Source organism: Zavarzinia sp., assembly GCF_041650655.1.
Classification (GTDB): Bacteria; Pseudomonadota; Alphaproteobacteria; order Zavarziniales; family Zavarziniaceae; genus Zavarzinia.
In genome coordinates this window covers 1-9,135 of the sequence record NZ_JBAZKR010000135.1, presented here as the reverse complement: position 1 = coordinate 9,135, position 9,135 = coordinate 1, and the positions used below count along the sequence as shown (strand labels likewise).

General features: G+C 66.4%; 7 protein-coding genes. 1 reads left to right on the top strand and 6 read right to left on the bottom strand.

The features are described 5' to 3' along the window. The 6 genes from WC493_RS20210 to WC493_RS20185 form a co-directional block, all read right to left on the bottom strand. The coding region (locus WC493_RS20210; RefSeq protein ID WP_373067903.1) for a CDP-alcohol phosphatidyltransferase family protein at positions 1-341 on the bottom strand (341 nt) is incomplete at its 3' end. Between the two features lie 13 nt (positions 342-354). Next, a complete protein-coding gene (gene uvrC / locus WC493_RS20205; RefSeq protein ID WP_373067901.1) occupies positions 355-2,259 on the bottom strand; it encodes an excinuclease ABC subunit UvrC in 1,905 nt (634 codons plus the stop codon). A 469-nt stretch (positions 2,260-2,728) separates the two neighbouring features. Further along, positions 2,729-3,151, bottom strand: a complete 423-nt coding sequence (gene folB, locus WC493_RS20200; RefSeq protein WP_373067899.1) for a dihydroneopterin aldolase — start codon at positions 3,149-3,151, stop codon at positions 2,729-2,731. Positions 3,152-3,182: 31 nt separating this feature from the next. Then, complete coding sequence (gene uvrB / locus WC493_RS20195) at positions 3,183-5,357, bottom strand: excinuclease ABC subunit UvrB (protein ID WP_373067897.1); 2,175 nt, start codon at positions 5,355-5,357, stop codon at positions 3,183-3,185. Positions 5,358-5,497: 140 nt separating this feature from the next. Further along, positions 5,498-6,820 carry an AAA-associated domain-containing protein gene (locus WC493_RS20190; protein ID WP_373067895.1) on the bottom strand — a complete coding sequence of 441 codons (1,323 nt, stop codon included), beginning with the start codon at positions 6,818-6,820 and terminating at the stop codon, positions 5,498-5,500. A 10-nt stretch (positions 6,821-6,830) separates the two neighbouring features. Continuing rightward, the gene (locus tag WC493_RS20185; protein WP_373067893.1) at positions 6,831-8,546 is read right to left on the bottom strand and encodes an ABC transporter permease; all 1,716 of its coding nucleotides are present in this window, start codon (positions 8,544-8,546) and stop codon (positions 6,831-6,833) included. A 311-nt stretch (positions 8,547-8,857) separates the two neighbouring features. Here WC493_RS20185 and WC493_RS20180 point away from each other — a divergent pair. After that, the coding region (locus WC493_RS20180) for an aminotransferase class I/II-fold pyridoxal phosphate-dependent enzyme (protein ID WP_373067891.1) at positions 8,858-9,135 on the top strand (278 nt) is incomplete at its 3' end.

Below are 9,135 nucleotides of genomic sequence, written 5' to 3'. Positions count from 1 at the left end.
GCCAGGAACTCGCGGAGGCCCGAGACCAGCATCTCGCGGCACATGATCACTACGGCGGCGATCACGGCGAAGCCTTCGATCTGGCGCATCGCGACCAGCATCAGGATGGCGGAGGCGACCAGCAGCTTGTCCGCCACGGGATCGAGAAAACGGCCGAGGGGCGACACCTGATTCCACGCCCGCGCCAGCCAGCCGTCGAAATAGTCGGTGATCGAGGCGGCAGCGAAGAGCCCGAAGGCAATCCAATTGCCGACCGGGAAGTCCAGGAAGAAGGCCGCCACCATCAGGGGGATCACGAAGATCCGGAACAGGGTCAGCAGATTGGGCAGGTTGGTGATCATCGCGGGGTGCCGGTCAGCCTTTTTCGTTGAAGTGATCGTATACGAGCTTGGCGACGGTTTTCGAGATGCCCGGTACTTTTTCGAGATCGGCGAGCCCGGCGCGCGAGGCTTCCTTGGCCGAGCCGAAATGATGGAGCAGGGCGCGCTTGCGTGCCGGCCCGACGCCCGGGATCTCGTCGAGGGCGGAGCGCACCGCCTCCTTGCCCCGCTTCGCCCGGTGGGTGCCGATGGCGAAGCGATGCGCCTCGTCGCGCAGGCGCTGCAGGAAATAGAGTACCGGCGAGCGCTGCTCGAGCGAGAATTCGGGCTTGCCCGGGCGGAAGAAGCGCTCGCGCCCGGCGTTGCGGTCCGGCCCCTTGGCGATGCCGACCAGGGGGACGTCCTCGATCCCGAGGCCGCGCAGGATGCCCAGCGCTGCCGAGAGCTGGCCGGCGCCGCCGTCGATCAGCACGAGATCGGGCCAGGCGGCGCCATTCTCGTCCCGTTCCGGGTTCTCGTCCATCAAGCGCTTGAAGCGTCGGGTCAGGACTTCGCGCATCATGCCGAAATCGTCGCCCGGGGTGATGTCGGTGCTCTTGATGTTGAACTTGCGGTAGGCGTTCTTCTGGAACCCCTCGGGCCCCGCCACGATCATGCCGCCGACCGCGTTGGTGCCCATGACATGGCTGTTGTCATAGACCTCGATCCGCTTGGGCGGCCCGTCCAGCTCGAAGGTCTCTGCCACTGCTTCGAGCAGCTTCGCCTGGCTCGACGTCTCGGCGAGGCGGCGGCCGAGCGCTTCCCGGGCATTGGTCTTGGCATGATCGACGAGGTCGAGCTTGGCGCCGCGCTTCGGTTCCGCGATGTCGACCTTGCGGCCGGAGGCGGTCGTGAGCGCTTCGGCCAGGAGGTCCTGGTCGGCCACCGGACCGTCGATCAGGATCAGCCGTGGCGGCGGGCGGTCGTCGTAGAATTGGGCGATGAAGGCGGCGCGGATCTCCGGCGCCTCGTCGCTCCGGTCGATCCTGGGGAAATAGGCGCGGTTGCCCCAGTTCTGCCCGGCGCGGAAGAAGAACACCTGGACGCAGGCCTGGCCGCCGTCGAGGTGGAGGGCGATCACATCTGCTTCGGCGACAGCGTCGGTATTGATGTCCTGATGGGCCTGGATCGCGGTCAGGGCGCGGATACGGTCGCGGTAGATCGCGGCCCTCTCGTAATCCAGCGCCTCCGCCGCTTCGCTCATGCGGGCGGAAAGGTCGCGCTGGATCGCCTGGCTGCGGCCGGACAGGAAATCCTCGGCCTGGGCGACCAGGCGATCGTAATCCTCGTGGGAGATATGGCCGACACAGGGCGCCGAGCAGCGCTTGATCTGAAACAACAGGCAGGGCCGGCTGCGGCCCTGGAACACCGCGTCGGAACAGGAGCGCAGCAGGAAGGCGCGCTGGAGGTCGTTCAGTGTCCGGGTGACCGCGCCGGCCGAGGCGAAGGGACCGAAATAGGTGCCCTTCTCGCCGCGGGCCCCCCGGTGCTTGCCGAGCTTGGCCCATTCGTGGCCCTTGGCGATCAGGATGTAGGGGAACGACTTGTCGTCCCGCAGCAGCACGTTGTAACGCGGTTGGAGGCGCTTGATCAGATTGGCTTCGAGGAGCAGCGCCTCCGCCTCGGTATGGGTCACGACGACTTCGAGCGACCGCGTCTCGGCGACCATGCGCGAGATCCGGTTGGATGGATGCACGCCGTTCGCGTATTGCGAGACGCGACGCTTCAGGTTCCGCGCCTTGCCGACATAGAGGACGTCGCCACGGCCGTCGAGCATCCGATAGACCCCGGGGCCCTGGCCCAAGGTAGCGAGATGGCGGCGGATCAGGGCGCGGCCCTGGAGGGGCTGACCGCCCTCGGCGGGCGACTCGGCCTCTGTGATGTCCTCTCCGTCAGTCATCGCTCATTCGACCCGTACCGGCGCGATTCGCAGCCGGCGATTGCACTGCCGACAGTCATGCTGCAACTGCGAAGGCGGCGGGAAAGCGTGTTGCAGCCGCAAATATGACAGTCGCCAAAGGCGCGGAATTCCTGGGGTGCCGTCATATCGGGCAGCGGCTGCTGAAACCTTGTCGACATCGATCTGACACTTTCCACCATTCCTGTGGATAACCCTGTTGGCAAGTCTTGCGGCAACCCCGCACCCCCGCACATTCCCTGGGTCCCGGCGTCCTTGCTCAAAATTTGAGCATATGCAGTCGGTGTCAATGAAATCAATGGGTTAGCGGAGCAGGTGCGGCTCGTGCAATCCCATTTACCGATTTTCCGACTTGACGGCTACGGGGCGACACTGCTAGCCGCGCCTGTGTACAAAAAGGCGCCATTTCGCTCCTGTGACAGCTCCGTTTCAAATGTTGCCGACAAGCATGTCAGCGCAACAAGTCGGATTTCCCACCCGCCAAACGCACGATTTCAATGCCCGCGGCGTCGGCACCACGTATCGCACCCGGTTTCTCGACGCGAATTCGCACCGCGTGAACTCTGGCATCGCACAACAGACGGTCGGCGATTTCTTCGGCGAGACGTTCGACCAGGTTGAAGTGACCTGAAGCGACCACGCCGCGTGTCTCGTTCGAGGCCCATTCGTAGCAGACCACCTTGCCGTGGTCGTCGCCGGCCGAACGGGGGTCGTCGACCGCCAGATCGAGATCGATTCGGATGATCTGGCGGCGCCCCTTCTCGTGCGCCCAGACGCCGATCTCGGCCTCGACCACGAGTCCCCGAACGAAGAGGTGGGCGACGCCTTGGCGGGCATCGGCGAAGCCGACGGGAGTGACGAAACTCTTGGTCATGGTTGAAAGGCTTTCGAGAAACGCGAAGCGATCAGCGGCGGGCGGGTTTCTTCTTTGGCGTACGCACGCCGGGGCGTCCACCCGTCGAACGGCCACGGGAAGGGGCGGGAGGCCGGGCCTGGGGATTGCTGGCGATTTCCAGTTCCGAGGCTTCGAGCCGGCGGATCTCGTCGCGCAGCCGCGCCGCTTCCTCGAATTCGAGGTCGGCGGCGGCCTGGCGCATACGCTTGTCGAGGTCCGCGAGATAGGATTTCAGGTTGTGGCCGACCAGTTGGCGGGCCTCGGCATCGCCCAGGTCGACCGTCGAATGATCGGCCTCGTAGACCGATTCGAGGATGTCGCCGATCGACTTCCGGACCGATTCCGGTGTGATGCCATGGGCCTCGTTGTAAGCCTTCTGCTTGGCCCGGCGCCGGTCCGTCTCGTCGAGGGCGCGGCGCATCGACTCGGTCACCGTGTCGGCATAGAGGATGACCCGGCCGTCGACATTGCGCGCGGCGCGCCCGATGGTCTGGATCAGCGAGGTCTCGGAGCGCAGGAAGCCTTCCTTGTCGGCGTCCAGAATCGCCACCAGGGCGCATTCCGGGATGTCCAGTCCCTCGCGCAGCAGGTTGATGCCGATCAGCACGTCGAAAGTGCCGAGGCGGAGATCGCGCAGGATCTCGATCCGTTCCAGCGTGTCGATGTCCGAATGCATGTAGCGGACCTTGAGCCCCGCCTCGTGCAGATATTCGGTCAGGTCCTCGGCCATGCGCTTGGTCAGGGTGGTGACCAGCACACGGTTGCCCTTGGCCGTGACGGCGCGGCATTCGGCGATCAGGTCGTCGACCTGCTTGGCGATCGGGCGGATGAAGCAGGGCGGATCGATCAGCCCGGTCGGGCGGATCACCTGCTCGGTGAAAGTACCGCCGGTCCGTTCCATCTCCCATTTGCCCGGGGTCGCCGAGACGAAGACCGACTGGGGTCGCATGGCGTCCCATTCGGTGAATTTCAGCGGCCGGTTGTCGATGCAGGAGGGCAGGCGGAAGCCGTATTCGGCCAGGGTCGACTTTCGCTTGTTGTCGCCCCGTTCCATGCCGCCGATCTGGGGCACGGTGACATGGCTCTCGTCGACGAAGAGGAGGGCGTTGTCGGGCAGATATTCAAAGAGCGTCGGCGGCGGCTCGCCCGGGCGGCGCCCGGTCAGGTAGCGGGAATAATTCTCGATCCCGGCGCAGGCGCCGGTCGCTTCCATCATCTCGAGGTCGAAGGTGGTGCGCTGTTCCAGCCGCTCGGCTTCGAGCAGGCGGCCGTTGCCGCGCAACTCCTCGAGCCGGAGGGCGAGTTCCTGGCGGATCGACTTCACCGCCTGGTGCAGGGTCGGCCGGGGTGTCACATAGTGGCTGTTGGCATAGATCTTCACGAAGTCGAGCGGGGCGGTCTTTTCCCCGGTCAGGGGATCGAATTCGGCGATGCCGTCGATCTCGTCCCCGAACAGGGTGATGCGCCAGGCCCGGTCCTCGTAGTGGGCCGGGAAGATCTCGATACTGTCGCCGCGGACGCGGAAGGTGCCACGCTGGAACGAGGCATCGTTCCGCCGGTATTGCAGCGAGACGAGATTGCGCAGCAGTTCCGCGCGGTCGACCGTCTCGCCCTGCTTCACGCCGAAGGTCATGGCCGAATAGGTCTCGACCGAGCCGATACCGTAGATGCAGGAAACCGAGGCGACGATGATCACATCGTCGCGTTCGAGCAGGGCGCGGGTCGCCGAATGGCGCATCCGGTCGATCTGCGCGTTGATCGAGGCTTCCTTCTCGATATAGGTGTCGGTCCGGGGCACATAGGCTTCCGGCGTGTAGTAATCGTAATAGGAGACGAAATACTCGACCGCGTTTTCCGGAAAGAACGACTTCATCTCGCCGTAGAGCTGGGCCGCCAGCGTCTTGTTCGGCGCGAGCACCAGGGCCGGGCGCTGGGTCCGCTCGATGACATGGGCCACCGTGAAGGTCTTGCCCGAGCCGGTGACACCGAGCAGCACCTGGTCGCGCTCGTGGCCGTCGACGCCGGAGACCAATTCCTCGATCGCGGCCGGCTGGTCGCCCGCGGGCTGGAATTCGGAGACGAGCTTGAAACGCCGGCCGCCTTCGGATTTCTCCGGACGGTCGGGCCGATGCGGCACCCAGGCCGCAACCTCTGCCATGCTGGGGGCATCCATCGGCTTCGCCATCCGCTGTTTATAGGGCGCCTCGCGGCGGGGTGCCAGCACCACCGACGAGAGGCCGTCATGGTGCCCGTGCAGGGCTCTGGCGGCAACAGGAAACGCGAACTAAACAAGAACAATTGCACGGCGCTACAACGGCGCCGCCGTCAAGCTGGATCTTCCAGGCTGAATTCCCGGCTCTGGGAGTCATAGGCGAACAACTCGGCATAGCGGCCCCAGGAAATCACCGAGCGGAGCGTGTTCTCCGCCGCCTCTTCGGACATGAAGTCCTCCAGCTCCTCGGTGAAGCGGCGCCGGTGGGCGCGGTGGCTGCTGCGTTCGTCGAGCACCCGCCGCACCAGGCCGACGATCGGCACATAGGTCAGCAGGTGGTCGGCGAACAGGCGCTTGCGTTCGTCCACTTCGGAGTCGACGAAGCGGCGGCCGTCGTCGGTCAGGGTGATGTCGCCGTCCGCCAGTTCGGCGAAACGAAGCAGTTGCAGCGTTTCGGCGATGGGCAGGAGCTGGTCGACCTCGAGCTGAAGGGCGGCGCCGAGGTCGGGCAGGTCGGCCCTTCCGTCCGGCCTGGCCGCCAAGGTCTCCATCAGGCCGGCCAGCACGTTGGTCGAGACGCGGGGCAGGATCATGCCGATGCCGGTGCCGGGAATGCCTTCGTCGGTCGCCCGCGACGTTTCCCCGGCAGCCGGGGTGCGATTGGTCATGCGGGCATAGAGGTCGTCGACCAATTCGCGGAAGGTCGGGTCCAGGCGCTGGCGCGGGTGGGGCAGGTCGATCGCGATCTCGGCGGCGACACGGCCCGGATTGTTGGAGAAGAGCAAGACGCGGTCGCACATGAGGACCGCCTCTTCGATGTTGTGGGTGACCATGAGGAGGGAGCGGACCGGCAGCCGGCCTTCGATCCAAAGATCGATCAGGTCGGTGCGGAGCGTCTCGGCGGTCAGCACGTCGAGGGCGGAGAAGGGCTCGTCCAGCAGCATCAGGCGCGGATGCACGACCAGCGCCCGGGCGAAGCCCACACGCTGGCGCATCCCGCCGGACAGTTCCTTCGGGTAGGCGTTCTCGAAACCGTCGAGGCCGATCAGGTCGATCGCGGCGAGGGCCCGGCGGCGCCGTTCGGCGGCCCCGATGTCGAGCGCCTCCATGCCCAGCTCGACGTTCTGCTGGACCGTGAGCCAGGGGAAGAGGGCGAAGCTCTGGAACACCATGGCGATGCCTTCGCCGGGGCCTTCGACCGGCTTGCCGCACCAACGGACGTCGCCTTTGGTGGGCGCCAGCAGACCGGCGACGATGCGGAGCAATGTCGACTTGCCTGAGCCGGAACGGCCGAGCAGGCCGACGATTTCACCCTCGCGGATGGTCAGCTCGACACCGTCGAGGACCAGGAGATCGGGGGCGTCACCCTTGTGATAGACCTGCCGCAGGTCCTTCACCTCGACCAGGGGGGCGGTGGCATCGCGAAGATCGGTCATGGCGCGGGCCTCAGTTGAAGCGGTTGGCGCGGTCGAACAGGGGCCGCCACAGCACGCGATTGAACAGGATGACGAAGAGCGACATCACGGCGACGCCGAGCATGATGCGCGCCTTGTCGCCCGCCACGGTGGCCTGCGCGATATAGGCGCCGAGCCCATGCGCGGTCAGCGTGGTCGAACCCCAGCTCGCCACTTCGGCGACGATCGCCGCGTTCCACGAGCCGCCGCCCGCCGTGATTGCCCCGGTTACGTAATAGGGCATGATCCCGGGCAGCATCACCTTGCGCCACCAGCGCCAGCCGCCGACCCGGAAATTGGCCGCGGCATCCCGGAGGTCACGCGGGAAGGCGGCGGCGCCGGCGATCACGTTGAACAATATGTACCACTGCGTGCCCAGGATCATGAGCGGACTGAGCCAGATGTCCGGGTTCAGGTCGAAGCGGGCGATCAGCACGACAGCGAAGGGAAAGACGATGTTGGCCGGTACCGCCGCCAGGAACTGGGCGAGCGGCTGGAGCCGCATGGCGAGCCTGGGCCGGAGCCCGATCATCACCCCGAGCGGGACCCAGAGCAGGCTCGCGAGCGCCAGCAGGACGACCACGCGCAGCATGGTGAGGAGCCCCAGGCCGATCACCGTGAGCCCTTCCGAAGGTGGAACAGCAGCGATCACGAAACTGCCGGCCTCGAGTGCCGCATAGGTACCGGCGAAGACCAGCAGGGCGAGCCAGGCGCGGTCGGCCCAGCGGCTCTGCCAGGCGCCGCTCAGGCGCTGGAAGCGCGGCAGCCGGCCGAGGCGCAGCCGGCCGAGCCGGCCGATCGGCGAGAAGGCGAGGGCGAAGAGCCGGGAACGCCGGATCGCGCGCAGCGCCCAGGAGCGCGGCAGGCTGCCGTCCGGCGCCGCTTCGGCGTGGAAGCGTTCGGCCCAGGCGACGAGCGGCCGGAACATCACCTGATCGCAGGCGAGGATGACCACCAGCATGGCGGCGAGGGCATAGCCGACAGCGCCGAGATCGCGCTTCTCGATCGCCAGCGCCACATAGGATCCGATGCCGGGCAGGGAGATCGTGGTGTTGCCGACCGAGATCGCCTCGGCCGCGACCACGAAGAACCAGCCGCCGGACATGGACATCATGGCATTCCACACCAGGCCGGGCACGGCGAAGGGAACGTCGAGGCCCCAGAAGCGCCGCCAGGGCGTCAGGCGGAAACTCCGCGCCGCTTCGTCCAGTTCGGAGGGCAGGGACTTCAGCGACTGATAGAAGCTGAAGGTCATGTTCCAGGCCTGGCTGGTGAAGATGGCGAAGACGGCGGCCAATTCGACCCCCAGCACGCGGCCCGGGAAGAGCCCCATGAAGCCCGCCACGGTGAAGGACAGGAAGCCCAGCACCGGCACCGACTGGAGGATGTCGAGCAGCGGGATCAGCACCATCTCGGCCCGCCGGCTGCGTGCCGCCAGCGTTGCATAGGCGAGCGAGAAGAGGAGCGAGGCGAGCAGTGCCGTCAACATGCGGAGAAGGGTGCGCAGGGCATATTCGGGCAGGGCGCGCGGATCGAGGCTGATCGGCGTCTGCACCACGTCGGTGAGGGGGGCCATGGTCTCGCCGCCGCCGTGCATCACGCCGGCCAGCAGGCCGAACAGGATGGCGAAGGCGAGGACGTCCCAGATGTTGGGCAGGAAACGGCCACGGTGGCCGCCTGCCGTCAGGGCGGGGTGATGCTGGGTCATATTGTACCGGGAAGGCTGAACGCTACAGGCGCCGGAGCGGTGACGAGGGCGGGGCGACCCGCCTCGCATTCAGCGACTTCGCGGGTCGTCGGTGCGGCGCGCAATGCGGAGCAGCTGGCGGCGGAACGGTGCCGGCATGGTGATCCTCCAGCCTTCGGACGATCGGCGGTCAATCGCGCCGTTCCGCCGCCGTGTCAAGATGTCGTGCGACACTTGTGCAGGGCGCAGGGCGGCAGGCGACTGTGCGCTTGCTGACGGCGGGGCACGAGGCTACGGTTTCAGCCCATTACAACGAGACTGGTGTTTCTGCCATGGCCTTCATCGCTTCCTCCCTCGCGCGCATCAAGCCGTCGCCGACCATCGCGGTGACCCAGAAGGCCGCCGAGTTGAAGGCGGCCGGCATGGATGTGATCGGCCTCGGCGCCGGCGAGCCGGACTTCCCGACGCCCGACAACATCAAGGCCGCCGGCATCCGCGCGATCGAGACCAACGACACCAAATACACCGCGCCGGACGGCACGCCCGCGCTGAAGAAGGCGGTGTGCCTGAAGTTCAAGCGCGAGAACAACCTGGATTACAAGCCGGAGCA